The organism is Rhizobium sp. A22-96 (assembly GCF_053521805.1).
Map to the genome: position 1 here is coordinate 689337 of NZ_JBNWDQ010000003.1, position 24860 is coordinate 714196.

Genomic DNA, 24860 nt, shown 5'->3' on the forward strand with positions numbered 1-24860 from the left:
CGGCAGGTCCGTTAACCCGGTCCTGTCAACTGGAGAAAAGCAGTGGAAAGAGCGGAAAAACGCGAATTCGTCACGGAACTGAACGAAGTCTTCAAGGCTTCGGGCTCAGTTGTCGTGGCCCACTATGCTGGTGCTACAGTCGCTCAGATGAACGATTTTCGTTCGAAGATGCGCGCTGCTGGCGGCACTATCAAAGTCGCGAAGAACCGCCTGGCCAAAATTGCTCTTCAGGGCACCGAAGCGGAAGGGATTTCCAATCTCTTCACCGGTCAGACGCTGATCGCATACAGCACTGATCCGATTACCGCTCCGAAGGTCGTCGTGGATTTCGCCAAGGGCAACGACAAGATCGTTGTCTTGGGCGGCGCCATGGGAACAACAACGCTCAACGCCGAAGGTGTGAAGTCGCTCGCGACCCTGCCTTCGCTGGACGAGCTGCGCGCGAAGCTGCTGGGCATGATCCAGACTCCGGCTACCCGCATCGCAGGTGTTGTTGCAGCGCCGGCAAGTCAGCTTGCTCGCGTGTTCTCGGCCTACGCCAAGAAGGACGAAGCCGCGTAAGGCGGTTTTTCGCTGTTCATAATCAACCAGTTCGAACCGAACAAAAGGAACTAAAAAATGGCTGATCTCGCAAAGATCGTAGACGACCTCTCCTCGCTGACCGTTCTCGAAGCCGCAGAACTGTCCAAGCTTCTCGAAGAAAAGTGGGGCGTATCCGCCGCTGCTCCGGTAGCTGTTGCTGCCGCTGGCGGTGCTGCTGTTGCCGCTGCCGTTGAAGAAGAAAAGACCGAGTTCGACGTCGTCCTCACGGATGCCGGCGCTAACAAGATCAACGTCATCAAGGAAGTCCGCGCTATCACCGGCCTGGGCCTCAAGGAAGCTAAGGACCTCGTCGAAGCTGCTCCGAAGGCTGTCAAGGAAGCTGTCTCCAAGGCAGAAGCCGCTGACATCAAGAAGAAGCTCGAAGACGCCGGCGCTAAGGTCGACGTTAAGTAAGCTTGAAACTGCTTTGGGAGATGGCTTTTTGCCGTCTCCCATTTGCCGTTTTTCTGAACAAATTACCCAAAAGCCGCAGGCAAAACGGCTTTTGGGTAATGGGTTCTTCAAGAGGATGGTCTCAAATCGAACCGCGACGCAATCCGTGCCGAGCGGTTTTCGATTAGTTAGACGAGATTGAACTACTCATTGATTGATGGGGTCGCCTGGCCAGCGTTTCCCATCCGTTGCAGGCCCGGGTGCAGGATTTTAAAGGAGCGACGATGGCTCAGACCCTTTCGTTCAATGGGCGCAGGCGCGTACGCAAGTTTTTTGGTAAGATTCCCGAAGTCGCAGAGATGCCGAACCTCATCGAGGTTCAGAAGGCATCCTACGATCAGTTTCTCATGGTCGAAGAACCCAAGGGCGGCCGCCCGGACGAAGGTCTTCAGGCTGTTTTCAAGTCGGTTTTCCCGATCACCGACTTCTCCGGCGCTTCCATGCTGGAGTTCGTATCCTATGAATTCGAACCGCCGAAGTTCGACGTCGATGAGTGCCGCCAGCGCGACCTGACCTACGCCGCGCCGCTGAAGGTCACTCTCCGTCTGATCGTGTTCGATATCGACGAGGATACCGGCGCGAAGTCCATCAAGGACATCAAGGAACAGAGCGTTTACATGGGCGACATGCCGCTCATGACGAACAACGGTACGTTCATCGTCAACGGCACCGAGCGCGTTATCGTATCGCAGATGCACCGTTCGCCGGGCGTCTTCTTCGATCATGACAAGGGCAAGAGCCATTCTTCCGGCAAGCTGCTCTTTGCCGCTCGCGTCATTCCGTATCGCGGTTCCTGGCTCGACATCGAATTCGATGCCAAGGATATCGTCTACGCCCGTATCGACCGTCGCCGCAAGATTCCGGTGACGTCGCTGCTGATGGCGCTCGGCATGGATGGCGAAGAAATCCTGTCGACCTTCTACACGAAGTCGCTCTACCAGCGCTCCGGCGATGGCTGGCGCATCCCCTTCAAGGCGGAAACGCTGAAGGGCGCCAAGACCGTTACCGACATGATCGACGCCGACACCGGCGAAGTCGTTGTCGAGGGCGGCAAGAAGCTGACGCCGCGCCTGCTGCGCCAGCTGCAGGACAAGGGCCTGAAGGCCTTGAAGGCCACCGACGAAGAGCTTTATGGCCTGTTCCTGGCCGAAGATATCGTCAACTTCCAGACCGGTGAGATCTATCTCGAAGCCGGCGATGAAATCGACGAGAAGACCCTGCCTGTCATCCTCAAGGCTGGTTTCGACGAAATCCCGGTTCTCGGCATCGACCACATCAACGTCGGCGCCTACATCCGTAACACGCTGTCCGCGGACAAGAACGAGAACCGTCAGGACGCTCTGTTCGACATCTATCGCGTCATGCGTCCGGGTGAGCCGCCGACCATGGAGTCGGGCGAAGCCATGTTCAACTCGCTGTTCTTCGATGCGGAGCGTTACGACCTCTCCGCCGTCGGCCGCGTTAAGATGAACATGCGTCTCGACCTCGACGTCGAAGACACCGTTCGCATCCTGCGCAAGGACGACATCCTGGCCGTGGTCAAGATGCTTGTCGAACTGCGTGACGGCAAGGGCGAGATCGACGACATCGACAACCTCGGCAACCGCCGTGTTCGTTCTGTCGGCGAGCTGATGGAGAACCAGTATCGTCTGGGTCTGCTGCGCATGGAACGTGCGATCAAGGAACGCATGTCCTCGATCGAAATCGACACGGTCATGCCGCAGGATCTGATCAACGCCAAGCCGGCTGCCGCCGCCGTTCGCGAATTCTTCGGCTCCTCGCAGCTGTCGCAGTTCATGGACCAGGTGAACCCGCTTTCGGAAATCACCCACAAGCGCCGTCTTTCGGCTCTTGGTCCGGGTGGTCTGACCCGCGAGCGCGCCGGCTTCGAAGTCCGCGACGTTCATCCGACGCACTACGGTCGTATTTGCCCGATCGAAACGCCGGAAGGCCCGAACATCGGTCTCATCAACTCGCTGGCGACCTTTGCCCGTGTCAACAAGTACGGCTTCATCGAAAGCCCTTATCGCCGCATCATCGACGGTAAGGTGACCAACGATGTGCTCTACCTCTCCGCTATGGAAGAGGCGAAGTACTACGTTGCCCAGGCTAATGCCGAGCTCGACGCCGAAGGTTCGTTCATCGAAGAATTCGTCGTCTGCCGTCATGCCGGCGAAGTCATGCTCGCTCCGCGCGACAACATCAACCTGATGGACGTCTCGCCGAAGCAGCTGGTTTCGGTCGCAGCCGCGCTGATCCCGTTCCTGGAAAACGACGACGCCAACCGCGCTCTCATGGGCTCGAACATGCAGCGTCAGGCCGTGCCGCTTCTGCGTGCCGAAGCTCCGTTCGTCGGTACCGGCATGGAGCCGGTCGTCGCACGTGACTCCGGCGCTGCCATCGGCGCCCGCCGCGGCGGCGTGGTCGACCAGGTCGACGCGACGCGTATCGTTATCCGCGCCACCGAAGACCTCGATCCGTCGAAGTCCGGCGTCGATATCTACCGCCTGATGAAGTTCCAGCGTTCGAACCAGAACACCTGCGTCAACCAGCGTCCGCTTGTTACCGTCGGTGACGTGGTCAACCGGGGTGACATTCTGGCCGACGGTCCGTCCACCGACCTCGGCGATCTGGCCCTCGGCCGCAACGTGCTTGTCGCGTTCATGCCGTGGAACGGCTACAACTACGAAGACTCGATCCTGCTCTCCGAGCGTATCGTTGCCGACGACGTGTTCACCTCCATCCACATCGAAGAATTCGAAGTGATGGCGCGTGACACCAAGCTTGGTCCGGAAGAAATCACCCGCGACATTCCGAACGTTTCGGAAGAAGCGCTGAAGAACCTGGACGAAGCCGGTATCGTTTACATCGGTGCTGAAGTTCAGCCGGGCGATATCCTCGTCGGCAAGATCACGCCGAAGGGCGAAAGCCCGATGACGCCGGAAGAAAAGCTTCTGCGCGCCATCTTCGGTGAAAAGGCGTCCGACGTTCGCGATACCTCCATGCGCATGCCGCCCGGCACCTACGGTACGGTCGTCGAAGTTCGCGTTTTCAACCGCCACGGCGTTGAGAAGGACGAACGCGCCATGGCGATCGAGCGCGAAGAGATCGAGCGTCTCGCGAAGGACCGCGACGACGAGCAGGCGATCCTGGACCGTAACGTCTACGGCCGTCTGGTCGAAATGCTGCGTGGTCAGGTTGCTCTTGCAGGTCCGAAGGGCTTCAAGAAGGGCACGGAACTGTCGAACGCCATCGTTTCGGAGTATCCGCGTTCGCAGTGGTGGATGTTCGCCGTCGAAGACGAGAAGATCCAGAGCGAGCTCGAAGCCCTGCGTGGCCAGTACGACGAATCCAAGTCGCGCCTTGAACAGCGCTTCATGGACAAGGTCGAGAAGGTCCAGCGCGGCGATGAAATGCCTCCGGGCGTCATGAAGATGGTCAAGGTCTTCGTCGCTGTTAAGCGCAAGATCCAGCCAGGCGACAAGATGGCTGGCCGTCACGGCAACAAGGGTGTCGTATCGCGCATCGTGCCGGTTGAAGACATGCCGTTCCTCGAAGACGGTACGCATGTCGACATCGTGCTGAACCCGCTCGGCGTTCCCTCGCGTATGAACGTTGGTCAGATTCTCGAAACGCACCTCGGCTGGGCTTGCGCCGGCATGGGTCGTCAGATCGGTGAACTGATCGATGCTTACAAGGCGAGCGGCAACATCGAACCTCTGCGCAAGACGATCGACATGGTCGTCGGCGACGGTCCGAAGAGCGACGACGTGCACGCATATGACGATGCATCGGTCCTGCGTCTGGCCGACCAGTGGAAGCGTGGCGTGTCCATCGCGACCCCGGTCTTCGACGGCGCCGGCGAAGCCGATGTCAACGAGATGCTGGCAATGGCAGGTCTCAAGGAGACCGGTCAGTCGACGCTGTACGACGGTCGTACCGGCGAGCAGTTCGACCGTCAGGTCACGGTTGGCTACATCTACATGCTGAAGCTGAACCACCTTGTCGACGACAAGATCCACGCCCGTTCGATCGGTCCATACTCGCTCGTCACCCAGCAGCCGCTGGGCGGTAAGGCGCAGTTCGGCGGTCAGCGCTTCGGCGAAATGGAAGTCTGGGCGCTCGAAGCTTACGGTGCAGCCTACACGCTGCAGGAAATGCTCACGGTCAAGTCGGACGACGTGGCCGGCCGCACCAAGGTCTACGAAGCCATCGTTCGTGGCGACGACACCTTCGAAGCGGGCATTCCGGAAAGCTTCAACGTTCTCGTCAAGGAAATGCGTTCGCTGGGTCTCAGCGTCGAACTGGAAAACTCCAAGATTGACGATCTGCAGACCGCGACCCAGCTTCCGGACGCAGCCGAGTAACAGCTGATAGGGTGCGCGCTGTCCGTCAGCGCGCACCGTTCCAGCCGGCGCCCGATTTCCGGTGGCGCCAGGCGGGGACGGTTTCGCCGCATTTTGCGGTTATTGTCGTTTTAGCGCGTCAGTCCGGTTCCCGGGAATTTGCCGGCACTGATTGCAGTTCGAGGGCGCTTCGCCCCAAAAGGAGACAGGCATGAACCAAGAGGTCATGAATCTTTTCAATCCGCAGGTGCCTGCACAGAACTTCGATTCCATCCGGATATCGATCGCATCGCCGGAGAAGATTCTTTCCTGGTCTTATGGCGAGATCAAGAAGCCGGAAACGATCAACTATCGTACGTTCAAGCCGGAACGCGATGGTCTTTTCTGCGCGCGAATCTTCGGGCCGATCAAGGATTACGAGTGCCTGTGCGGCAAGTACAAGCGCATGAAGTACAAGGGCATCATCTGCGAAAAGTGCGGCGTCGAAGTCACGCTGTCGCGCGTTCGCCGTGAGCGCATGGGCCATATCGAGCTCGCCGCTCCCGTTGCCCACATCTGGTTCCTGAAGTCGCTGCCTTCTCGCATTTCGACGCTGCTCGACATGACGCTGAAGGATGTCGAGCGCGTTCTTTACTTCGAGAACTACATCGTCACCGAGCCGGGCCTGACTGCTCTTAAGGAGCATCAGCTTCTGTCGGAAGAAGAGTACATGCTCGCCATCGACGAGTATGGCGAAGACCAGTTCACCGCCATGATCGGTGCTGAAGCGATCTACGAGATGCTTGCCAGCATGCAGCTCGAAAAGATCGCCGGCGATCTGCGCTCCGAGCTTGCCGACACCACGTCGGATCTCAAGCAGAAGAAGCTGATGAAGCGCCTGAAGATCGTCGAGAACTTCATGGAATCGGGCAATCGTCCTGAATGGATGATCATGAAGGTCGTCCCGGTCATCCCGCCGGACCTACGCCCGCTGGTTCCGCTCGATGGCGGCCGCTTCGCGACGTCGGATCTGAACGATCTGTATCGCCGCGTCATCAACCGTAACAACCGTCTGAAGCGCCTCATCGAACTGCGCGCTCCGGGCATCATCATCCGTAACGAAAAGCGCATGCTGCAGGAATCTGTCGATGCGCTGTTCGACAACGGCCGCCGTGGCCGCGTCATCACCGGCGCCAACAAGCGTCCGCTGAAGTCGCTGTCCGACATGCTCAAGGGCAAGCAGGGCCGCTTCCGTCAGAACCTGCTCGGCAAGCGCGTCGACTATTCCGGCCGTTCGGTCATCGTGACCGGTCCGGAACTGAAGCTGCACCAGTGCGGCCTGCCGAAGAAGATGGCGCTCGAGCTGTTCAAGCCGTTCATCTACGCCCGCCTCGACGCCAAGGGTTACTCCTCGACCGTCAAGCAGGCCAAGAAGCTGGTCGAAAAGGAAAAGCCGGAAGTCTGGGATATCCTCGACGAGGTCATCCGCGAGCATCCGGTTCTCCTGAACCGCGCACCGACGCTGCACCGCCTGGGCATCCAGGCCTTCGAACCCATGCTGGTCGAAGGCAAGGCCATCCAGCTGCACCCGCTCGTCTGCACGGCCTTCAACGCCGACTTCGACGGCGACCAGATGGCTGTTCACGTACCGCTGTCGCTTGAAGCCCAGCTTGAAGCACGCGTGCTGATGATGTCGACCAACAACATCCTGCATCCGGCAAACGGCGCGCCGATCATCGTTCCCTCGCAGGACATGGTTCTCGGCCTCTACTATCTGTCGATCCTGAACCAGAACGAGCCGGGCGAAGGCATGGCCTTCTCCGACCTCGGCGAGCTGCACCATGCACTCGAAAACAAGGTCGTGACGCTGCATTCCAAGATCCGCGGCCGCTTCAAGTCGGTCGACGAAGAGGGCAAGCCCTATTCGAAGATCTACGAAACGACGCCCGGCCGCCTGCTGATCGGCGAACTTCTGCCTAAGCACGGCAAGGTGACCTTCGATATCTGCAACCAGGAAATGACCAAGAAGAACATCTCCAAGATGATCGACACGGTCTACCGCCATTGCGGGCAGAAGGACACGGTCATTTTCTGCGACCGCATCATGCAGCTCGGCTTCTCCCATGCTTGCCGCGCCGGCATTTCGTTCGGCAAGGACGACATGGTCATTCCGGATACCAAGGTTAAGATCGTTGGCGACACCGAAGCCTTGGTCAAGGAATACGAACAGCAGTACAATGACGGTCTGATTACCCAGGGCGAAAAGTACAACAAGGTTGTCGACGCTTGGGGCAAGGCTACCGAAAAGGTCGCCGAAGAAATGATGGCCCGCATTAAGGCCGTCGAATTCGACGAAAAGACCGGTCGTCAGAAGCCGATGAACTCGATCTACATGATGAGCCATTCGGGCGCTCGTGGTTCGCCGAACCAGATGCGTCAGTTGGGCGGCATGCGCGGCCTCATGGCCAAGCCGTCGGGCGAAATCATCGAGACGCCGATCATCTCGAACTTCAAGGAAGGCCTGACCGTTAACGAGTACTTCAACTCGACGCACGGTGCCCGTAAGGGTCTTGCAGATACCGCCTTGAAGACCGCGAACTCGGGCTACCTGACCCGCCGTCTCGTCGACGTCGCTCAGGATTGCATCGTCACGCATGTGGATTGCGGCACCGACAAGGGCCTCACCATGACCGCCATCGTCGATGCCGGTCAGGTCGTTGCTTCGCTCGGCGCCCGCATCCTCGGCCGCACGGCACTGGACGATATCGATCATCCGGTCACGGGTGAGCGTATCGTCGATGCCGGCACCATGATCCTGGAACCGGATGTCATCGAGATCGAGAAGGCTGGTATCCAGTCGATCCGCATCCGTTCGGCACTGACCTGCGAAATCCAGACGGGCGTATGCTCGGTCTGCTACGGCCGCGACCTGGCTCGCGGTACGCCTGTCAACCTCGGTGAAGCTGTCGGCGTTATCGCCGCACAGTCGATCGGTGAGCCGGGCACGCAGCTGACCATGCGTACCTTCCACTTGGGCGGCACGGCGACCGTGGTCGACCAGTCGTTCCTGGAAGCTTCGTATGAAGGCACGGTGCAGATCAAGAACCGCAACATGCTGCGTAACTCCGATGGCAACCTGGTTGCCATGGGCCGCAACATGGCGGTTCAGATCCTGGACGAACGTGGCGTCGAGCGCTCCTCGCAGCGCGTCGCTTACGGCTCCAAGATCTATGTCGACGAGGGCGACAAGGTGAAGCGCGGCCAGCGTCTGGCGGAATGGGACCCCTATACCCGTCCGATGATGACGGAATTGGCCGGTACGGTTCAGTTCGAAGACGTCATCGACGGTCTTTCGGTTCTCGAAGCGACCGACGAATCCACCGGCATCACCAAGCGTCAGGTTATCGACTGGCGTTCGACGCCGCGCGGTTCGGACCTGAAGCCGGCGATCGTCATCAAGGACGCCAGCGGCAATGTTGCCAAGCTGTCGCGTGGCGGTGAAGCCCGCTTCCTGCTCTCGGTCGACGCGATCCTGTCCGTCGAGCCGGGCCAGAAGGTGTCGCAGGGTGACGTTCTTGCCCGTTCGCCGCTGGAAAGCGCCAAGACCAAGGACATCACCGGTGGTCTGCCGCGTGTTGCCGAACTGTTCGAAGCTCGTCGTCCGAAGGACCACGCCATCATCGCAGAGATCGATGGTACGATCCGCCTCGGCCGCGACTACAAGAACAAGCGCCGTGTCATCATCGAGCCGGCGGAAGACGGTGTCGAGCCGGTCGAATACCTGATCCCGAAGGGCAAGCCCTTCCACCTTCAGGAAGGCGACTACATCGAAAAGGGTGATTACATCCTCGACGGTAACCCGGCTCCGCACGACATCCTGGCGATCAAGGGCGTGGAGGCTCTGGCTTCCTACCTGGTCAATGAAATTCAGGAAGTCTACCGCTTGCAGGGCGTTGTCATCAACGACAAGCACATCGAAGTGATTGTCCGTCAGATGCTGCAGAAGGTGGAAATCACCGATGCAGGCGACAGCCAGTACATCGTCGGCGACAACGTCGACCGTATCGAGCTGGACGACAACAACGACCGCCTGATCGAAGAAGGCAAGAAGCCTGCTTACGGTGATCCGGTTCTGCTCGGGATCACCAAGGCATCGCTGCAGACGCCGTCCTTCATCTCCGCCGCTTCCTTCCAGGAAACGACGAAGGTGCTGACCGAAGCTGCGATTGCCGGCAAGACCGACGGTCTGCAGGGTCTGAAGGAAAACGTCATCGTCGGCCGCCTTATCCCGGCCGGTACCGGCGGCACCATGACCCAGATCCGCCGTATCGCTACGGCTCGCGACGAGCTCATTCTGGAAGAGCGTCGCAAGGGCACGGGCGCAGCTGTCGCAACGCCGATGCTGCAGGATATGGCTGGCGAGAATGCCCCGGCCGCTGAATAAGCGAGACCGCGACCATTAGAAAATAAGGAACCGCCCGGAGCGATCCGGGCGGTTTCTTTTTGCTTGCTGATAAGGGGAGGGAGGGGCACCTGCCTCGGGGAGGCGCGGCCCGTCAGCGGAACCGGATAATCGCGACTTCGCCCTCGAGCGCGCCCTGATAGGCCGATGCGTGCGGCTCTTCGTCCGGAACATCCGTCAGCATGCCGATCTGGTCGAGATCCGCCTCGATGAAGCCTTCCTCGGCGAGCGCGTTGAGAGCCTCGCGTACGGCCGTGTCGTCGTCCGGCGCCCGCAGCATGACATGCAGGTCGATGCCTTCTCCGCCATCGGTCTCGTAGCCCTTGCCGATGATGATGAAGACCATGGGGCCGTCGGAATTGTTGTCGTTGTCTGGCGCAGTAATCATGAGTCTTCCTTCGGGAGTATCGAATCGACCCGGCGATTCCTCGTGGTTGCCTGGGGTCATCGGGTGGAATTGGCTTTCGGTGATTCCTTATAGGGATTTTGGCGAAATACCAAAGTCCATCTTGCCGAAGAGGCGCCATTTCCGTATTCAAAGCGTCAAATGGCCGGTTTTCCCGGGCTTCCGGGCCTTTGTGACAAAGATAATTTCTTAACCGGCCTTGACGAAACGGCGGGAAACCAGTAGTACCGCCGCCATCGGGACCCATGTGAGGCATGGCTGTTCGGAGCGACGCGCTCTGGAGTTCACCTCAAACAAGGTTCTAAACGCACGTTGAAGACAAGAATGCTGCACGCAAGACGCCATCTTGGTGTCCTCTGCTTTTCTGTGGTCCATCTGCGAAAGCGGATCGGGCCACGTTTTGCGCATTGAGACGATCGTGTGTAGTTGCCGGTGACGGCGATAGTCATGCCCGCAAGGGTGTCGAGATAGATTTACAAGGGATGGTTGAATGCCTACCGTAAACCAGCTGATCCGCAAGCCTCGCCAGGCGCAGGTAAAGCGCAATAAGGTTCCTGCTCTCCAGGAAAACCCGCAGAAGCGTGGCGTTTGCACCCGCGTTTACACGACCACGCCGAAGAAGCCGAACTCGGCTCTGCGTAAGGTCGCAAAGATCCGTCTGACCAACGGCTTCGAAGTCATTGGTTACATTCCCGGTGAAGGTCACAACCTTCAGGAACACTCTGTCGTCATGATCCGTGGCGGCCGCGTAAAGGACCTTCCGGGCGTTCGTTACCACATCATCCGCGGCGTTCTCGATACCCAGGGTGTCAAGAACCGCAAGCAGCGCCGTTCCAAGTACGGTGCGAAGCGTCCGAAGTAATTCGGTTTCAGATAATCCGGTGCTGCGCGAGGTTCTCCGCGTGGTGAAGCGCCGCTAACAGTTGAGAGACGAGAAGTACATGTCCAGACGTCATAGAGCAGAAAAGCGCGAGATCAATCCGGACCCGAAGTTCGGCGATCTGGTCGTTACGAAGTTCATGAATGCCATCATGCTCGACGGCAAGAAGTCCGTAGCTGAAAACATCGTATACGGCGCATTCGACGCCGTGCAGGGCAAGGCAAAGCAGGAACCGCTCGGCGTGTTCCATCAGGCTTTGGATAACATCGCTCCGCACGTTGAAGTTCGTTCGCGTCGTGTTGGTGGTGCTACCTACCAGGTTCCGGTCGACGTTCGTCCGGAGCGCCGTCAGGCTCTGGCCATTCGCTGGCTGATCACTGCTGCTCGCAAGCGCAACGAAACCACCATGGTTGACCGCCTGAGCGGCGAACTTCTCGATGCCTCCAACAACCGCGGCGCTGCCGTTAAGAAGCGCGAAGACACGCACAAGATGGCTGATGCCAACCGTGCGTTCTCGCATTATCGCTGGTAATCCCGAACGGTTTCGGAAAGGCAGTCCATTATGGCTCGCGAATATAAAATCGAAGACTACCGCAATTTCGGTATCATGGCGCACATCGACGCCGGCAAGACCACGACCACCGAGCGTATTCTTTATTACACCGGTAAGTCGCACAAAATCGGTGAAGTGCACGACGGCGCAGCCACCATGGACTGGATGGAGCAGGAGCAGGAGCGTGGCATCACGATCACCTCTGCTGCTACCACGACCTACTGGAAGGGCCGTGACGGCAAGACCCGCCGCTTCAACATCATCGACACCCCCGGCCACGTCGACTTCACCATCGAAGTCGAGCGTTCGCTGCGCGTTCTCGACGGTGCCATCGCTCTGCTCGACGCCAACGCCGGCGTTGAGCCGCAGACGGAAACCGTCTGGCGTCAGGCTGAGAAGTATCATGTTCCGCGCATGATCTTCTGCAACAAGATGGACAAGACCGGCGCTGACTTCTATCGCTCGGTTGAGATGATCAAGACCCGTCTCGGTGCGACCGCTGTTGTCATGCAGCTGCCGATCGGTGCGGAAACCGAGTTCAAGGGCGTTATCGACCTGATCGAGATGAATGCTCTCATCTGGCGCGACGAATCGCTCGGCGCTCAGTGGGACGTCGTCGAAATCCCGGAAGACATGAAGGCCAAGGCTGCCGAATATCGCGAAAAGCTGATCGAGACCGTTGTCGAGATCGACGAAGCCGCGACCGAAGCCTACCTCGAAGGCAACCTGCCTGACAACGATCAGATCCGCGCGCTCGTCCGTCGCGGCACGATCGACGTCAAGTTCCATCCGATGTTCTGCGGCACCGCCTTCAAGAACAAGGGCGTTCAGCCGCTGCTCGACGCCGTTGTCGACTACCTGCCGTCGCCGCTCGACATTCCGGCGATCAAGGGCATCGACTTCAAGACGGAAGCCGAAATCGAACGTCATGCTGACGACAGCGAGCCGTTGTCCATGCTGGCATTCAAGATCATGAACGACCCCTTCGTCGGTTCGCTGACCTTCGCCCGCGTTTACTCCGGCAAGCTCGAAAAGGGCGCATCGGTCATGAACACGGTCAAGGACAAGCGCGAGCGCGTCGGCCGTATGCTGCAGATGCACTCGAACTCGCGTGAAGACATCGAAGAAGCCTTCGCTGGCGATATCGTTGCTCTGGCCGGCCTCAAGGAAACCACCACTGGCGATACGCTCTGCGATCCGTTGAAGCCGGTTATCCTCGAGCGCATGGAATTCCCCGAGCCGGTCATCCAGATCGCGATCGAGCCGAAGACCAAGGGCGACCAGGAAAAGATGGGCCTCGCGCTCAACCGCCTGGCTGCCGAAGATCCGTCCTTCCGCGTGAAGACGGACCAGGAATCGGGTCAGACCATCATCGCCGGCATGGGTGAACTTCACCTCGACATCATCGTCGACCGCATGCGTCGTGAATTCAAGGTTGAAGCTACCGTCGGCGCGCCGCAGGTTGCTTACCGCGAAACCATCACGCGTCAGACGGAAAAGGACTACACCCACAAGAAGCAGTCCGGTGGTACTGGTCAGTTCGCTCGCGTCAAGATCGTGTTCGAACCGAACCCGGACGGCGAAGACTTCAAGTTCGAGTCGAAGATCGTCGGCGGTTCTGTTCCGAAGGAATACATCCCGGGCGTTCAGAAGGGTATCGAAAGCGTTCTGTCTTCGGGCCCGCTGGCTGGCTTCCCGATGCTCGGCGTCAAGGCGACGCTCATCGATGGCGCCTTCCACGACGTCGACTCGTCGGTTCTGGCCTTCGAAATCGCCTCGCGCGCTTGCTTCCGTGAAGCAGCCCGTGAAGCTGGTGCCCAGCTCCTCGAGCCGATGATGAAGGTCGAAGTCGTGACGCCGGAAGATTACGTCGGTGACGTTATCGGCGATCTGAACTCGCGTCGTGGCCAGATCCAGGGCCAGGAAAGCCGCGGTATCGCAGTTGTCATCAACGCGAACGTCCCGCTGGCGAACATGTTCAAGTACGTCGATAACCTGCGCTCCATGTCCCAGGGTCGTGCACAGTACACGATGACCTTCGACCATTACGCGCCGGTTCCGTCGAACGTCGCACAGGAAATCCAGGCAAAGTATTCCGGTCAGAAGTGACCGGAATACCAATTGACCGATAACAAGAATTGATCCCCTCGGGGACAGGAAAAACGGAGAGCCGAAAATGGCAAAGAGTAAGTTTGAGCGCAATAAGCCTCACGTTAACATTGGTACGATTGGGCACGTTGACCACGGCAAGACGTCACTGACAGCAGCGATCACGAAGTACTTCGGCGAGTTCAAGGCGTATGACCAGATCGACGCTGCTCCGGAAGAGAAGGCTCGTGGTATCACGATCTCGACGGCCCACGTTGAGTATGAGACGCCTGCTCGTCACTACGCTCACGTCGACTGCCCCGGCCACGCTGACTATGTCAAGAACATGATCACCGGCGCGGCTCAGATGGACGGCGCGATCCTGGTTTGCTCGGCAGCCGACGGCCCGATGCCGCAGACCCGCGAGCACATCCTGCTTGCTCGTCAGGTTGGCGTTCCGGCAATCGTTGTATTCCTGAACAAGGTCGACCAGGTTGACGACGCCGAGCTTCTCGAACTCGTCGAGCTCGAAGTTCGCGAACTTCTGTCGTCCTACGACTTCCCGGGCGACGACATCCCGGTTGTCAAGGGTTCGGCACTTGCTGCTCTTGAAGACTCTGACAAGAAGATCGGTGAAGACGCGATCCGCGAGCTGATGGCTCAGGTTGACGCCTACATCCCGACGCCAGAGCGTCCGATCGACCAGCCGTTCCTGATGCCGATCGAAGACGTGTTCTCGATCTCGGGCCGTGGTACGGTTGTGACGGGTCGCGTTGAGCGCGGTATCGTCAAGGTTGGTGAAGAAGTCGAAATCGTCGGCATCCGTGCGACGTCGAAGACGACGGTTACCGGCGTTGAAATGTTCCGCAAGCTGCTCGATCAGGGCCAGGCAGGCGACAACATCGGCGCACTGGTTCGCGGTGTTAACCGTGACGGCGTCGAGCGTGGTCAGATCCTGTGCAAGCCGGGCTCTGTCAAGCCGCACAAGAAGTTCATGGCTGAAGCCTACATCCTGACGAAGGAAGAAGGCGGCCGTCATACGCCGTTCTTCACGAACTACCGTCCGCAGTTCTACTTCCGTACGACTGACGTGACCGGCATCGTGACGCTTCCGGAAGGCACGGAAATGGTTATGCCTGGCGACAACGTGACCGTTGCCGTTGAGCTGATCGTTCCGATCGCGATGGAAGAAAAGCTTCGCTTCGCTATCCGCGAAGGCGGCCGTACCGTCGGCGCAGGCATCGTTGCCTCCATCGTCGAGTAATAAGCAGGCGGCTGGCCAAGGCCCGCAAATGAGTGATGGGGACGCCGATAAATTCGGTGTCCCTCTCGATCTTTGAAACCGGTGGCCCGCCTAAGGTAACTAAAGGTAAAGACGTGTCTCTTAGAGAGACGCGCGGATAACAAACACAAGGATAAAGTCGAATGAACGGCCAGAATATCCGCATCCGCCTTAAGGCGTTCGATCATCGGATTCTCGACGCTTCCACGCGCGAGATCGTGTCGACGGCTAAGCGCACCGGTGCTAGCGTCCGGGGCCCCGTTCCGCTTCCGACCCGTATCGAGAAGTTCACGGTGAACCGGTCCCCGCACATCGACAAGAAGAGCCGCGAGCAGTTCGAGATGCGCACGCATAAGCGCCTTCTCGACATCGTTGACCCGACCCCGCAGACGGTAGACGCGCTGATGAAGCTCGATCTCGCCGCCGGTGTCGATGTTGAGATCAAGCTCTGAGACCTGGTCTCGAGCTGAGTGAGAAGGATTGAACCGATGCGTTCAGGTGTGATTGCACAGAAGGTGGGAATGACCCGCGTCTATAACGACGCCGGCGAGCATGTCCCGGTAACCGTATTGCGTTTGGAAGGCTGCCAGGTCGTGGCCCAGCGCACAGTAGAGAAGAATGGCTACACCGCAGTTCAGCTCGGTGCCGGCCAGGCAAAAGTTAAGAACACGACGAAGGCCCTGCGCGGTCATTTCGCCGTCGCCAGCGTTGAGCCGAAGGCCAAGCTCGTTGAATTCCGTGTCACGGACGAAAACCTGCTTGAAGTCGGTACCGAGATCAAGGCAGCTCACTTTGCAGCTGGCCAGCTCGTCGACGTAACCGGCACGACGATCGGTAAAGGTTTTGCCGGCGCCATCAAGCGCCACGGCTTCGGCGGTCTGCGTGCCACGCACGGTGTGTCGGTTTCGCACCGCTCGCACGGTTCGACCGGCTCGCGCCAGGATCCGGGCAAGGTGTTCAAGAACAAGAAGATGGCTGGTCACATGGGCCAGACGCGCGTGACGACGCAGAACCTTGAAGTAGTATCGACCGACGAAGATCGCGGTCTGATCCTTATCAAGGGTGCGGTCCCCGGCTCCAAGGGTGCCTGGATCATCGTACGCGACGCCGTCAAGTCGGCAGCGAAGTAAGGGAGCCAAACCAATGGAATTGAACGTCAAGACCCTCGAGGGCAAAGACGCTGGGAAGGTTTCCCTTTCTGATGCGATTTTCGGCCTTGAGCCGCGTGAAGATATCATCGCACGCGTCATTCGCTGGCAGCTCGCCAAGAAGCGCCAGGGCACGCACAAGGCTAAGGGCCGCGCAGAAATAGCGCGCACCGGCGCCAAGATGTACAAGCAGAAGGGTACGGGCCGCGCTCGTCACCATTCGGCCCGTGCTCCGCAGTTCCGCGGCGGTGGTAAGGCTCACGGCCCGGTCGTGCGCAGCCATGAGCATGACCTTCCCAAGAAGGTTCGCGCCCTCGGCCTGCGTCTCGCGCTCTCCGCCAAGTTCAAGGCTGAGGACGTTATCGTTCTCGACAGCCTGGTCGCGGCTGATGCCAAGACCAAGGCTCTGGCCGGTGCTTTCGAGACGCTGGGCCTGACCAACGCGCTCTTCATCGGTGGTGCAGAGCTCGACAGCAACTTCAAGCTCGCAGCCGCGAACATCCCGAATATCGATGTTCTCCCGGTTCAGGGCATCAACGTTTACGACATCCTGCGCCGCGGCAAGCTTGTGCTGTCCAAGGCTGCAGTTGAGGCTCTAGAGGAGCGATTCAAGTGACGGATCTTCGCCATTACGATGTGATCGTTTCTCCTGCGATCACCGAAAAGTCCACCCTGCTTTCGGACAACAATCAGGTTGTTTTCAACGTTGCCAAGACCGCGACGAAGCCTGAAATCAAGGCTGCCGTCGAAGCGCTGTTCGGCGTCAAGGTAACGGCCGTCAACACCCTGCTGCGCCTGGGCAAGACCAAGCGGTTCAAAGGTCTCGTCGGCAAGCAGAAGGACGTGAAGAAGGCTATCGTGACGCTCGCCGAAGGCCAGTCGATCGACGTCTCCACCGGTCTCTGAGGAATAAGAAAATGGCATTGAAAACATTCAATCCGACGACCCCGAGCCAGCGTCAGCTGGTCATCGTCGACCGCTCTTCGCTCTACAAGGGCAAGCCGGTCAAGGCGCTGACGGAAGGCCTGACCTCCAAGGGCGGCCGTAACAACACCGGCCGTATCACCGTTCGTTTCCAGGGCGGTGGTCACAAGCGCACCTATCGTCTGGTAGACTTCAAGCGTCGCAAGTTCGACGTTGAGGGCACCGTCGAGCGTATCGAATACGATCCGAACCGTACCGCTTACATCGCTCTGGTGAAGTACACGGACGGCGAACTGGCCTACATCCTCGCTCCGCAGCGTCTGACTGCCGGCGACAAGGTCATCGCTTCGGAAAAGGCCGTGGACGTGAAGCCGGGCAACACCATGCCGCTTCAGTTCATCCCGGTCGGCTCCATCATCCACAATGTGGAAATGAAGCCGGGCAAGGGTGGTCAGATCGGTCGCTCTGCTGGTTCCTACGCCCAGCTCGTTGGTCGTGACCAGGGTATGGCGATCCTTCGCCTGAACTCAGGCGAACAGCGCCTCGTGCACGGCAGCTGCCTTGCAACGATCGGTGCCGTTTCCAACCCGGATCACGCCAACATCAACGACGGTAAGGCCGGTCGTTCGCGTTGGCGCGGCAAGAAGCCGCATAACCGCGGCGTCGTCATGAACCCGGTCGACCATCCGCACGGCGGTGGTGAAGGCCGCACCTCTGGTGGTCGCCATCCGGTGACCCCGTGGGGCAAGCCGACCAAGGGCAAGCGTACGCGGTCGAACAAGTCGACCGACAAGATGATCATGCGCTCGCGCCATCAGCGCAAGAAGTAAGAGAGGAAGTCTCAAGTGGCTCGTTCAGTATGGAAAGGTCCGTTTGTTGACGGCTATCTTCTCAAGAAGGCTGAGAAGGTGCGTGAAGGCGGACGTAACGAAGTGATCAAGATGTGGAGCCGTCGCTCCACCATCATGCCGCAGTTCGTTGGTCTCACCTTTGGTGTTTACAACGGCAGCAAGCATATTCCGGTCAGCGTCAATGAAGACATGGTCGGACACAAGTTCGGCGAGTTCGCCCCGACCCGTACCTATTATGGTCACGGTGCGGACAAGAAGGCGAAGAGGAAGTAACAATGGGCAAGGCAAAAACCGAACGCCGGCTGAAGGATAATGAGGCGCAGGCAGTTGCGCGCACGCTCCGTGTCAGCCCGCAGAAGCTCAACCTGGTCGCGGCTTCTATCCGCGGCAAGAAGGTTGATCGCGCGCTCGCAGAGCTGGAGTTCTCGCGCAAGCGTATCGCAGGCGCCGTCAAGAAGACGCTCGAATCCGCGATCGCCAATGCAGAGAACAACCATGATCTCGACGTTGACTCGCTGGTCGTGGCTGAAGCCTACGTCGGCAAGTCGATCGTCATGAAGCGTTTCCACGCTCGTGGCCGCGGTCGTGCATCGCGCATCGAACGTCCGTTCGCGCATCTGACGATCGTCGTTCGTGAAGTGGAAGCTCAAGAGGAGGCCGCATAATGGGTCAGAAAATCAATCCAATCGGTTTTCGTCTTGGCATCAACCGTACCTGGGATAGCCGCTGGTTTGCGGACAATGCCGAGTATGGCCAGCTTCTTCACGAAGACCTGAAGATGCGCAAGTTCGTCATGAACGAACTGAAGCAGGCTGGTATCTCCAAGGTGGTCATCGAGCGTCCGCACAAGAAGTGCCGCGTCACGATCCACTCGGCTCGTCCGGGCCTGATCATCGGCAAGAAGGGCGCTGACATCGACAAGCTCCGCAAGAAGCTGTCGGACATGACGAATTCCGAAACGCACCTCAACATCGTTGAAGTTCGCAAGCCGGAAATCGACGCAACGCTCGTTGCCCAGTCGATCGCTCAGCAGCTCGAACGCCGCGTTGCTTTCCGTCGTGCCATGAAGCGCGCCGTTCAGTCCGCGATGCGTCTTGGCGCCGAAGGCATCAAGATCACCTGCGCAGGCCGTCTTGGCGGTGCTGAAATCGCTCGTACGGAATGGTACCGCGAAGGTCGCGTGCCGCTGCATACGCTGCGCGCCGACATCGACTACGGTACGGCTGAAGCAGAAACCGCTTTCGGCATCTGCGGCATCAAGGTTTGGATCTTCAAGGGCGAAATCCTTGAGCATGATCCGATGGCCTCCGAACGCCGCGCGCTCGAGGGCGACGCCCAGGGTCCGGCTAGCCGCGATCGCGATAGAGACCGCCGCCGCGACAACGCTTGATAGCGTACGTGGCAGATAAGTTCGGAGAATAAGAAAATGTTGCAGCCAAAGCGTACGAAGTACCGTAAGCAGTTCAAAGGTCGCATCAAGGGCGTCGCCAAGGGCGGCTCTGACCTTGCGTTCGGTGAATTCGGTCTGAAGGCGCAGGAACCAAACCGTGTCAACGCTCGCGAGATCGAAGCGGCCCGCCGCGCGATCACGCGCTACATGAAGCGTGCCGGCCGTGTATGGATCCGCGTGTTTCCGGATGTTCCGGTCACCAAGAAGCCGACCGAAGTCCGTATGGGTAAAGGTAAGGGCTCCGTCGAATACTGGGCATGCAAGGTCAAGCCCGGCCGCATGATGTTCGAGATCGATGGCGTAAGCGAAGAAATCGCTCGTGAGGCTCTGCGCCTCGGGTCCGCCAAGCTCTCAGTCAAGACGCGCTTCGTGCAGCGCATCGCAGAGTAAGGAAGAAGCTCATGAAAGCCGCAGATGTTCGCGCCCTGAGCGCCGACCAACTCAAGGACGAGCTTGCCAAGCTGAAGAAGGAGCAGTTCAACCTGCGCTTTCAGAAGGCGACTGGCCAGCTTGAGAAGTCCTCGCGCATCAACGAAGTCCGCAAGGACATCGCCCGCGTGAAAACCATTGCCCGCCAGAAGGCGGCAGAAGCAAAGGCCTAAAGGAAAAATAACATGCCGAAGCGCATTCTGCAGGGCGTCGTGGTCAGCGACAAGAACGAGAAGACGGTAGTTGTCCGCGTAGAGCGTCGTTTCGCTCACCCGCTGCTCCAGAAGACCGTTCGTCGTTCCAAGAAGTACAAGGCTCACGACGAGAACAATCAGTACAAAATCGGCGACGTCGTTTCCATCGAGGAATGCGCGCCGATCTCCAAGGACAAGACCTGGACGGTCGTTTCCGCCCAGTCCAAGTAACAGAATTTCGCTCAGGCCCTTGCGCTTGGGCGAAATATCTGTATGAAGCACGAGCTTGGAAGCAGGACGCTCGAGAACGGGCGTTCTTTTGCTTTGTTGATGGCTGGTGAAGGTGACCGAAGCGGTCCTGGAACCCGGCAAAATCAGACAAGACACTAGTCCATAAGCCGGGGTAGGGGGTCGGTTGACCCAACCATTCCGGTAACAACAAGAAGGCGACCTGACATGATTCAGATGCAAACAAACCTCGACGTGGCGGATAATTCCGGCGCACGTCGTGTCATGTGCATCAAGGTGCTGGGCGGCTCCAAGCGTAAGTATGCCTCGATCGGCGACGTCATCGTTGTTTCGATCAAGGAGGCTATTCCGCGCGGCCGTGTGAAGAAAGGTGACGTGATGAAGGCGGTTGTCGTTCGTACCGCCAAGGACATCCGTCGTCCGGATGGCAGCGTCATCCGCTTCGATACCAACGCAGCAGTCCTCATCGACAACAAAAAAGAGCCGATCGGCACCCGTATCTTCGGACCGGTTCCGCGCGAACTTCGCGCCAAGAACCACATGAAGATCATCTCGCTGGCTCCAGAAGTACTGTAAGGGAGCGGAGCGATGCAGAAGATCCGTAAAGGCGACAAGGTCGTCGTATTGACCGGTAAGGACAAGGGCCGTACCGGCGAAGTCGTTCAAGTGCTGCCGAAGGAAGACCGCGCGGTCGTCCGTGGCGTCAATGTTGTCAAGCGCCACCAGCGCCAGACGCAGAGCCAGGAAGCCGGCATCATCAGCAAGGAAGCCCCGCTTCACCTGTCCAACATTGCAATCGTCGACAAGGACGGTAAGCCGACCCGCGTCGGTTTCAAGGTTGTGGATGGCAAGAAGGTCCGTGTGGCCAAGACCTCTGGAGAAGTGATCGATGGCTGAGGCAAAGTACGAGCCGCGGCTCAAGAAGGAATACAACGCTCGCATTCGCGCGGCTATGCAGGAGGCTTTCTCCTACGCCAACGAAATGCAGATCCCGAAGCTTGAAAAGATCGTGATCAACATGGGCGTAGGCGAAGCAACGGCTGATTCGAAGAAGCCGACTGTTGCTGCTGCCGACCTCGCAGCGATTGCCGGCCAGAAGCCGGTCATCACGCGTGCACGCAACTCCATCGCAGGCTTCAAGGTCCGCGAAAATATGCCGATCGGCGCCAAGGTTACCCTGCGCGGCGCTCGCATGTATGAGTTCCTGGATCGTCTGGTCAACATCGCGCTTCCGCGCGTTCGCGACTTCCGCGGCCTGAACCCGAAGAGCTTTGACGGTCGTGGCAATTTCGCCATGGGCATCAAGGAGCACATTGTGTTCCCAGAGATCAACTACGACAAGGTTGATCAGATGTGGGGCATGGACATCATCGTTTGCACGACGGCGAACACGGACGACGAAGCCCGGACTCTTCTGAAAGAGTTCAACTTCCCGTTCCGTCAATAACCGTAACGACGAGCGTAGAAAAGGAACCCTGATATGGCGAAGACAAGCGCAGTTGAAAAGAACAAGCGCCGCCGCAATACGGTTGCCACTCAATCCGCAAAGCGGGCTGCTCTGAAGGCAATCATCATGAACCAGTCTCTTTCGATCGAAGACCGGTTCAAGGCCACTCTGAAGTTGGCATCGCTCCCGCGCGATGGATCGAAGACCCGTATTCGCAATCGTTGCGAAGTTTCCGGCCGTCCGCGCGCCTACTACCGCAAACTGCGCATGTCGCGTATCGCGCTGCGTGAACTCGGCAATCTCGGCAAGGTGCCGGGCATTGTCAAGTCGAGCTGGTAAGGAGCAGATTAGATGACTATGACTGATCCTTTGGGCGATATGCTCACCCGCATCCGCAATGGCGCTTCGCGTCGCAAGTCGTCGGTTTCGACGCCTGCTTCCAAGCTCCGTGCGCGCGTTCTCGATGTCCTCCAGGCTGAAGGCTACATCCGTGGCTACTCCGTCGTCGATTTCGGCAACGGCAAGTCTGAGCTCAGCATCGAGCTGAAGTACTATGAAGGCACGTCGGTGATCCGTGAGATCGGCCGCGTGTCCAAGCCGGGCCGCCGAGTTTATGTCTCGGTTAAGTCCATTCCGCAGGTCGCGAACGGTCTCGGCATCACTATCCTTTCGACTCCGAAGGGTGTGATGGCTGATCACCAGGCTCGTGAACAGAATGTTGGTGGTGAGGTTCTCTGCTCGGTCTTCTAAGATCGAACAGGGATCTCCTTCGAAACAGACAGGTTTGAAAAAATGTCTCGTATCGGTAAGAAGCCCGTTCAGGTGCCTGCAGGGATCACGGCCTCGGTTGATGGCCAAAAAGTGACTGCCAAGGGCCCTAAGGGCGAGCTGTTTTTCATCGCTAACGATGAAATCGGTCTCAAGCTTGAAAACAATGCAATTGTCGTAACGCCGCTTAACGACTCCAAGGACGCTCGCTCAAAGTGGGGCATGTCCCGCACGATGGTCGAGAACATCCTGAAGGGTGTTAAGGAAGGCTACGAGCGCAAGCTCGAAATCAACGGCGTCGGCTACCGTGCCGCCCTGCAGGGCAAGAACCTGCAGCTCGCGCTCGGCTTCAGCCACGACGTGATTTACGTGCCGCCGGAAGGCATCACGATTGCTGTGCCGAAGCCGACGGAAATCGTCGTCACCGGCATCAACAAGCAGCAGGTCGGCCAGGTTGCCGCTGAAATCCGCGAATATCGCGGTCCTGAGCCCTACAAGGGCAAGGGCGTTAAGTATGCCGGCGAGCGGATCGTCCGCAAAGAAGGCAAGAAGAAGTAAGGATCACGCGAAATGGCTAGCAGGAAAGAAGCACTTGCACGTCGTGCCAACCGCGTGCGTCGTCAAATCAAGGCGGTGGCCAATGGCCGTCCGCGCCTGTCGGTTCATCGCTCGTCGAAGAACATCTACGTTCAGGTCATCGATGATGTGGTCGGTAAGACGCTTGCGTCTGCCTCCACCCTCGATAAGGATCTGCGCGGTTCTCTGAAGACTGGTGCCGATACCGCCGCCGCAGCCCTCGTTGGCAAGCTCGTAGCCGAGCGTGCCTCCAAGGCAGGCGTCAAGGAAGTCGTGTTCGATCGCGGCGCCTTCATCTACCACGGCCGCATCAAGGCCCTGGCTGAAGCAGCCCGCGAAGGCGGTCTGTCCTTCTGATCAAGTTTCCGGTCGGCAGCTTTCAAGCGCCGGCCGGATGTTCACCGGACCGCACGTTTCCCCTCCAGGGGAGGGCATGCGGTTTTTGTTGTTTGCCGATTGCACCCGGAAAAGAAAAAGGAAGAGGACAATGGCACAGGAAAAGAGGGGCTCGCGGGATGACCGTCAGAGCCGTGAAGAGCGCGATAGCGAATTCGTCGACAAGCTGGTCGCGATTAACCGCGTCGCCAAGGTCGTAAAGGGTGGCCGCCGTTTCGGTTTCGCCGCTCTCGTCGTCGTCGGTGATCAGAAGGGCCGCGTTGGCTTCGGTCACGGCAAGGCACGCGAAGTGCCGGAAGCGATCCGCAAGGCTACCGAAAGCGCCAAGCGCGACATGATCTTCGTACCGCTGCGCGACGGCCGTACGCTTCACCATGACGTTCATGGCCGTCACGGCGCCGGCAAGGTTCTGCTGCGCTCGGCCAAGGTCGGTACCGGTATCATCGCCGGCGGCCCGATGCGCGCCGTTTTCGAAACGCTCGGCGTTCATGACGTTGTCGCCAAGTCGACCGGTTCGTCGAACCCGTACAACATGGTTCGCGCCACGTTCGACGCCCTGAAGCACCAGGTTCACCCGAAGGACATCGCAGCTCAGCGCGGCATCAAGTATGCCACCCTGCAGGCTCGTCGTACCGCTTCGGGCAACGCCACCGAAGAATAAGGGAGTTTGACCTATGGCCAAGACGACCAAGAAGGCTGAAGCCAAGACCGTTACGGTCGAACAGGTTGGCAGCCCGATCCGCCGTCCGGATGTTCAGCAGAAGACGCTGATCGGTCTCGGACTGAACAAGATGCACCGTCGCCGCACGCTGGAAGATACCCCGGCTGTTCGTGGCATGATCCGTGCTGTCCAGCATCTCGTTCGCGTTGTCGACGAGAAGTGAGCCGGAGGTAAATTGCTATGAAACTGAATGACATCAAGGATAACGAAGGCTCTACCCACAGCCGCAAGCGCCTCGGCCGCGGCATCGGCTCCGGCTCCGGCAAGACCGGTGGTCGTGGTGTAAAGGGTCAGAAGTCCCGCTCGGGTGTTGCGATCAACGGCTTCGAAGGTGGTCAGATGCCCATCTATCGTCGCCTGCCGAAGCGCGGCTTCAACAACATCTTCGCCGCCGATTACGTTGTCGTATCGCTGGCTCGCATCCAGGCTGCCGTCGATGCCGGCAAGCTCGATGCGAAGAAGACCGTTGATGCAGCAGCTCTTAAGGCTGCCGGCGTCATCCGCCGCGTCAAGGACGGCGTTCGGGTTCTCTCGGACGGCGAACTGAAGGCGAAGATCACGCTTGAAGTTGCAGGCGCTTCCAAGCCGGCGGTCGAAAAGATCGAAAAGGCTGGCGGCTCCATCAAGCTGCTGGCTGCGGCCGCAGAAGCTTCTGCCGCAGAATAATCTTATCAAT

The 24860-nt window shown here is 58.8% G+C and carries 30 protein-coding genes; 29 read left to right on the plus strand and 1 reads right to left on the minus strand.

Annotation, left to right across the window (positions count from 1 at the left end):
* Window positions 1–42: 42 nt before the first annotated feature.
* The 4 genes from rplJ to rpoC all read left to right on the plus strand — a co-directional run bounded on the left by rplJ (window position 43) and on the right by rpoC (window position 9804).
* Window positions 43–561 carry a 50S ribosomal protein L10 gene (rplJ, locus tag ACQZ6F_RS16125; protein ID WP_077472949.1) on the plus strand — a complete coding sequence of 173 codons (519 nt, stop codon included), beginning with the start codon at window positions 43–45 and terminating at the stop codon, window positions 559–561.
* A 57-nt stretch (window positions 562–618) separates the two neighbouring features.
* Window positions 619–996, plus strand: coding sequence for a 50S ribosomal protein L7/L12 (gene rplL / locus ACQZ6F_RS16130; protein ID WP_068386061.1), 378 nt, complete (start codon window positions 619–621; stop codon window positions 994–996).
* Between the two features lie 263 nt (window positions 997–1259).
* Complete coding sequence (rpoB, locus tag ACQZ6F_RS16135) at window positions 1260–5402, plus strand: DNA-directed RNA polymerase subunit beta (protein WP_174070539.1); 4143 nt, start codon at window positions 1260–1262, stop codon at window positions 5400–5402.
* A gap of 190 nt (window positions 5403–5592) precedes the next feature.
* Window positions 5593–9804: a DNA-directed RNA polymerase subunit beta' gene (rpoC, locus tag ACQZ6F_RS16140; RefSeq protein WP_068387800.1), complete on the plus strand. Its 4212-nt coding sequence runs from the start codon at window positions 5593–5595 to the stop codon at window positions 9802–9804.
* A gap of 112 nt (window positions 9805–9916) precedes the next feature.
* Here rpoC and ACQZ6F_RS16145 read toward each other — a convergent pair whose 3' ends face one another.
* Window positions 9917–10210: a transcriptional regulator gene (locus ACQZ6F_RS16145; RefSeq protein ID WP_068386063.1), complete on the minus strand. Its 294-nt coding sequence runs from the start codon at window positions 10208–10210 to the stop codon at window positions 9917–9919.
* 508 nt (window positions 10211–10718) lie between these two features.
* Between ACQZ6F_RS16145 and rpsL the strand changes: the two genes are divergently transcribed.
* The 25 genes from rpsL to rplO all read left to right on the plus strand — a co-directional run bounded on the left by rpsL (window position 10719) and on the right by rplO (window position 24850).
* Window positions 10719–11090, plus strand: a complete 372-nt coding sequence (gene rpsL, locus ACQZ6F_RS16150) for a 30S ribosomal protein S12 (protein WP_003507760.1) — start codon at window positions 10719–10721, stop codon at window positions 11088–11090.
* 79 nt (window positions 11091–11169) lie between these two features.
* On the plus strand, window positions 11170–11640 hold the full coding sequence (rpsG, locus tag ACQZ6F_RS16155; RefSeq protein ID WP_034486676.1) for a 30S ribosomal protein S7: 471 nt from the start codon (window positions 11170–11172) through the stop codon (window positions 11638–11640).
* A gap of 30 nt (window positions 11641–11670) precedes the next feature.
* Entirely contained in the window at window positions 11671–13770 is a 2100-nt protein-coding gene (fusA, locus tag ACQZ6F_RS16160; RefSeq protein WP_068386065.1) for an elongation factor G, read from the plus strand.
* Window positions 13771–13837: 67 nt separating this feature from the next.
* Window positions 13838–15013: an elongation factor Tu gene (tuf, locus tag ACQZ6F_RS16165; protein WP_077473019.1), complete on the plus strand. Its 1176-nt coding sequence runs from the start codon at window positions 13838–13840 to the stop codon at window positions 15011–15013.
* Between the two features lie 161 nt (window positions 15014–15174).
* Window positions 15175–15483 carry a 30S ribosomal protein S10 gene (rpsJ, locus tag ACQZ6F_RS16170; protein WP_003547547.1) on the plus strand — a complete coding sequence of 103 codons (309 nt, stop codon included), beginning with the start codon at window positions 15175–15177 and terminating at the stop codon, window positions 15481–15483.
* Between the two features lie 36 nt (window positions 15484–15519).
* Complete coding sequence (gene rplC / locus ACQZ6F_RS16175) at window positions 15520–16161, plus strand: 50S ribosomal protein L3 (protein WP_449093382.1); 642 nt, start codon at window positions 15520–15522, stop codon at window positions 16159–16161.
* Between the two features lie 13 nt (window positions 16162–16174).
* The gene (gene rplD, locus ACQZ6F_RS16180) at window positions 16175–16795 is read left to right on the plus strand and encodes a 50S ribosomal protein L4 (protein WP_077469709.1); all 621 of its coding nucleotides are present in this window, start codon (window positions 16175–16177) and stop codon (window positions 16793–16795) included.
* On the plus strand, window positions 16792–17085 hold the full coding sequence (locus tag ACQZ6F_RS16185) for a 50S ribosomal protein L23 (protein ID WP_007690755.1): 294 nt from the start codon (window positions 16792–16794) through the stop codon (window positions 17083–17085). Before rplD ends, ACQZ6F_RS16185 begins: the two co-directional genes overlap by 4 nt.
* Before the next feature lie 11 nt (window positions 17086–17096).
* Complete coding sequence (gene rplB / locus ACQZ6F_RS16190) at window positions 17097–17933, plus strand: 50S ribosomal protein L2 (RefSeq protein WP_068386070.1); 837 nt, start codon at window positions 17097–17099, stop codon at window positions 17931–17933.
* Between the two features lie 15 nt (window positions 17934–17948).
* On the plus strand, window positions 17949–18227 hold the full coding sequence (rpsS, locus tag ACQZ6F_RS16195) for a 30S ribosomal protein S19 (protein WP_037199970.1): 279 nt from the start codon (window positions 17949–17951) through the stop codon (window positions 18225–18227).
* Window positions 18228–18229: 2 nt separating this feature from the next.
* The gene (rplV, locus tag ACQZ6F_RS16200) at window positions 18230–18619 is read left to right on the plus strand and encodes a 50S ribosomal protein L22 (RefSeq protein ID WP_015339603.1); all 390 of its coding nucleotides are present in this window, start codon (window positions 18230–18232) and stop codon (window positions 18617–18619) included.
* Window positions 18619–19344 carry a 30S ribosomal protein S3 gene (rpsC, locus tag ACQZ6F_RS16205; RefSeq protein WP_004118393.1) on the plus strand — a complete coding sequence of 242 codons (726 nt, stop codon included), beginning with the start codon at window positions 18619–18621 and terminating at the stop codon, window positions 19342–19344. Before rplV ends, rpsC begins: the two co-directional genes overlap by 1 nt.
* A gap of 36 nt (window positions 19345–19380) precedes the next feature.
* A complete protein-coding gene (gene rplP / locus ACQZ6F_RS16210; RefSeq protein ID WP_003547555.1) occupies window positions 19381–19794 on the plus strand; it encodes a 50S ribosomal protein L16 in 414 nt (137 codons plus the stop codon).
* An 11-nt stretch (window positions 19795–19805) separates the two neighbouring features.
* Window positions 19806–20006, plus strand: a complete 201-nt coding sequence (gene rpmC / locus ACQZ6F_RS16215) for a 50S ribosomal protein L29 (RefSeq protein ID WP_007690763.1) — start codon at window positions 19806–19808, stop codon at window positions 20004–20006.
* Window positions 20007–20018: 12 nt separating this feature from the next.
* The gene (rpsQ, locus tag ACQZ6F_RS16220; protein WP_068386071.1) at window positions 20019–20258 is read left to right on the plus strand and encodes a 30S ribosomal protein S17; all 240 of its coding nucleotides are present in this window, start codon (window positions 20019–20021) and stop codon (window positions 20256–20258) included.
* A gap of 225 nt (window positions 20259–20483) precedes the next feature.
* Entirely contained in the window at window positions 20484–20852 is a 369-nt protein-coding gene (gene rplN, locus ACQZ6F_RS16225) for a 50S ribosomal protein L14 (protein WP_003573790.1), read from the plus strand.
* A 12-nt stretch (window positions 20853–20864) separates the two neighbouring features.
* Window positions 20865–21173: a 50S ribosomal protein L24 gene (gene rplX, locus ACQZ6F_RS16230; RefSeq protein WP_004118401.1), complete on the plus strand. Its 309-nt coding sequence runs from the start codon at window positions 20865–20867 to the stop codon at window positions 21171–21173.
* Complete coding sequence (gene rplE / locus ACQZ6F_RS16235) at window positions 21166–21723, plus strand: 50S ribosomal protein L5 (protein WP_068386073.1); 558 nt, start codon at window positions 21166–21168, stop codon at window positions 21721–21723. The genes rplX and rplE overlap by 8 nt, the downstream gene beginning before the upstream one ends.
* Before the next feature lie 33 nt (window positions 21724–21756).
* Window positions 21757–22062 (plus strand): 30S ribosomal protein S14, encoded by a 306-nt coding sequence (rpsN, locus tag ACQZ6F_RS16240; protein WP_068386075.1) that lies wholly within the window; start codon window positions 21757–21759, stop codon window positions 22060–22062.
* A gap of 12 nt (window positions 22063–22074) precedes the next feature.
* Window positions 22075–22473: a 30S ribosomal protein S8 gene (rpsH, locus tag ACQZ6F_RS16245; protein WP_034507380.1), complete on the plus strand. Its 399-nt coding sequence runs from the start codon at window positions 22075–22077 to the stop codon at window positions 22471–22473.
* 42 nt (window positions 22474–22515) lie between these two features.
* On the plus strand, window positions 22516–23049 hold the full coding sequence (rplF, locus tag ACQZ6F_RS16250) for a 50S ribosomal protein L6 (RefSeq protein WP_068386076.1): 534 nt from the start codon (window positions 22516–22518) through the stop codon (window positions 23047–23049).
* Between the two features lie 12 nt (window positions 23050–23061).
* On the plus strand, window positions 23062–23424 hold the full coding sequence (gene rplR, locus ACQZ6F_RS16255; protein WP_449093381.1) for a 50S ribosomal protein L18: 363 nt from the start codon (window positions 23062–23064) through the stop codon (window positions 23422–23424).
* Between the two features lie 130 nt (window positions 23425–23554).
* On the plus strand, window positions 23555–24124 hold the full coding sequence (rpsE, locus tag ACQZ6F_RS16260; protein WP_068386081.1) for a 30S ribosomal protein S5: 570 nt from the start codon (window positions 23555–23557) through the stop codon (window positions 24122–24124).
* Between the two features lie 13 nt (window positions 24125–24137).
* Entirely contained in the window at window positions 24138–24347 is a 210-nt protein-coding gene (gene rpmD / locus ACQZ6F_RS16265) for a 50S ribosomal protein L30 (RefSeq protein WP_034507370.1), read from the plus strand.
* Window positions 24348–24364: 17 nt separating this feature from the next.
* Complete coding sequence (gene rplO / locus ACQZ6F_RS16270; protein WP_449093380.1) at window positions 24365–24850, plus strand: 50S ribosomal protein L15; 486 nt, start codon at window positions 24365–24367, stop codon at window positions 24848–24850.
* The last annotated feature ends 10 nt before the right edge of the window (window positions 24851–24860 follow it).

What these genes read in the sequence shown, in the direction of transcription:
- rplL (WP_068386061.1), top strand. Translation starts at nt 619, where the DNA reads ATGGCTGATCTCGCAAAGATCGTAGACGACCTCTCCTCGCTGACCGTT.
- rpoB (WP_174070539.1), top strand. Translation starts at nt 1,260, where the DNA reads ATGGCTCAGACCCTTTCGTTCAATGGGCGCAGGCGCGTACGCAAGTTT.
- rpoC (WP_068387800.1), top strand. Translation starts at nt 5,593, where the DNA reads ATGAACCAAGAGGTCATGAATCTTTTCAATCCGCAGGTGCCTGCACAG.
- ACQZ6F_RS16145 (WP_068386063.1), bottom strand. Translation starts at nt 10,210, where the DNA reads ATGATTACTGCGCCAGACAACGACAACAATTCCGACGGCCCCATGGTC.
- rpsL (WP_003507760.1), top strand. Translation starts at nt 10,719, where the DNA reads ATGCCTACCGTAAACCAGCTGATCCGCAAGCCTCGCCAGGCGCAGGTA.
- rpsG (WP_034486676.1), top strand. Translation starts at nt 11,170, where the DNA reads ATGTCCAGACGTCATAGAGCAGAAAAGCGCGAGATCAATCCGGACCCG.
- fusA (WP_068386065.1), top strand. Translation starts at nt 11,671, where the DNA reads ATGGCTCGCGAATATAAAATCGAAGACTACCGCAATTTCGGTATCATG.
- tuf (WP_077473019.1), top strand. Translation starts at nt 13,838, where the DNA reads ATGGCAAAGAGTAAGTTTGAGCGCAATAAGCCTCACGTTAACATTGGT.
- rpsJ (WP_003547547.1), top strand. Translation starts at nt 15,175, where the DNA reads ATGAACGGCCAGAATATCCGCATCCGCCTTAAGGCGTTCGATCATCGG.
- rplC (WP_449093382.1), top strand. Translation starts at nt 15,520, where the DNA reads ATGCGTTCAGGTGTGATTGCACAGAAGGTGGGAATGACCCGCGTCTAT.
- rplD (WP_077469709.1), top strand. Translation starts at nt 16,175, where the DNA reads ATGGAATTGAACGTCAAGACCCTCGAGGGCAAAGACGCTGGGAAGGTT.
- rplB (WP_068386070.1), top strand. Translation starts at nt 17,097, where the DNA reads ATGGCATTGAAAACATTCAATCCGACGACCCCGAGCCAGCGTCAGCTG.
- rplV (WP_015339603.1), top strand. Translation starts at nt 18,230, where the DNA reads ATGGGCAAGGCAAAAACCGAACGCCGGCTGAAGGATAATGAGGCGCAG.
- rpsC (WP_004118393.1), top strand. Translation starts at nt 18,619, where the DNA reads ATGGGTCAGAAAATCAATCCAATCGGTTTTCGTCTTGGCATCAACCGT.
- rplP (WP_003547555.1), top strand. Translation starts at nt 19,381, where the DNA reads ATGTTGCAGCCAAAGCGTACGAAGTACCGTAAGCAGTTCAAAGGTCGC.
- rpmC (WP_007690763.1), top strand. Translation starts at nt 19,806, where the DNA reads ATGAAAGCCGCAGATGTTCGCGCCCTGAGCGCCGACCAACTCAAGGAC.
- rpsQ (WP_068386071.1), top strand. Translation starts at nt 20,019, where the DNA reads ATGCCGAAGCGCATTCTGCAGGGCGTCGTGGTCAGCGACAAGAACGAG.
- rplN (WP_003573790.1), top strand. Translation starts at nt 20,484, where the DNA reads ATGATTCAGATGCAAACAAACCTCGACGTGGCGGATAATTCCGGCGCA.
- rplX (WP_004118401.1), top strand. Translation starts at nt 20,865, where the DNA reads ATGCAGAAGATCCGTAAAGGCGACAAGGTCGTCGTATTGACCGGTAAG.
- rplE (WP_068386073.1), top strand. Translation starts at nt 21,166, where the DNA reads ATGGCTGAGGCAAAGTACGAGCCGCGGCTCAAGAAGGAATACAACGCT.
- rpsN (WP_068386075.1), top strand. Translation starts at nt 21,757, where the DNA reads ATGGCGAAGACAAGCGCAGTTGAAAAGAACAAGCGCCGCCGCAATACG.
- rpsH (WP_034507380.1), top strand. Translation starts at nt 22,075, where the DNA reads ATGACTATGACTGATCCTTTGGGCGATATGCTCACCCGCATCCGCAAT.
- rplF (WP_068386076.1), top strand. Translation starts at nt 22,516, where the DNA reads ATGTCTCGTATCGGTAAGAAGCCCGTTCAGGTGCCTGCAGGGATCACG.
- rplR (WP_449093381.1), top strand. Translation starts at nt 23,062, where the DNA reads ATGGCTAGCAGGAAAGAAGCACTTGCACGTCGTGCCAACCGCGTGCGT.
- rpsE (WP_068386081.1), top strand. Translation starts at nt 23,555, where the DNA reads ATGGCACAGGAAAAGAGGGGCTCGCGGGATGACCGTCAGAGCCGTGAA.
- rpmD (WP_034507370.1), top strand. Translation starts at nt 24,138, where the DNA reads ATGGCCAAGACGACCAAGAAGGCTGAAGCCAAGACCGTTACGGTCGAA.
- rplO (WP_449093380.1), top strand. Translation starts at nt 24,365, where the DNA reads ATGAAACTGAATGACATCAAGGATAACGAAGGCTCTACCCACAGCCGC.